This window comes from Bacillus sp. 220_BSPC (assembly GCF_001054655.1).
GTDB lineage: Bacteria > Bacillota > Bacilli > Bacillales > DSM-1321 > Peribacillus > Peribacillus frigoritolerans.
The window spans coordinates 1-442 of sequence record NZ_JVPL01000305.1 but is presented as its reverse complement, the minus strand read 5'-3'; the positions used below and the strand labels follow the sequence as shown (position 1 = coordinate 442).

Annotated in this window: 1 protein-coding gene; it reads right to left on the bottom strand. The window is 33.3% G+C overall.

All coding sequences use genetic code 11. The features are described from left to right. Positions 1-244: 244 nt before the first annotated feature. A partial coding sequence (locus tag ADA55_RS29910; RefSeq protein WP_048689131.1) for a hypothetical protein occupies positions 245-442 on the bottom strand: 198 nt, incomplete at its 5' end.

Sequence of the window (442 nt, the reverse complement as noted above, 5' to 3'; positions counted from 1 at the left end):
AGAAAAAACGGCTTTGTGACAAACGAGTCTCGAATATTAATGACAATGAATCTTTCTTGAATTAAATACAAAAAACTTTAATTCTTCTTCAACTAACGAGTGCGTTAGCCGAAGATCGGAGCTGTCTTTAAGGCAGCTCTTTCTTTATGCAACTAAAGGGGCAGGATAGTTTAATAAGAAATCACACGTAATTAGGTTATTGGCACAAATAAAAAGCCCTGATATAAATAGGGCTTTCTTATTTTTATAATAATCCTCTATATTTGGCTGCTCTTTTTAACTCTTCAATATCCGCATCAGGGAGCTTCTTTCTTCCTGATAAATGATCAATAATTTCTTTATCAGTAAATTCTTTGGTTTTATCTGCCTTTTCTTCTCTCATATCTGGATCAAAAACACTACCAAAAGTAACCCCTTTAACAAAAGATTTAGCCGCATCTTT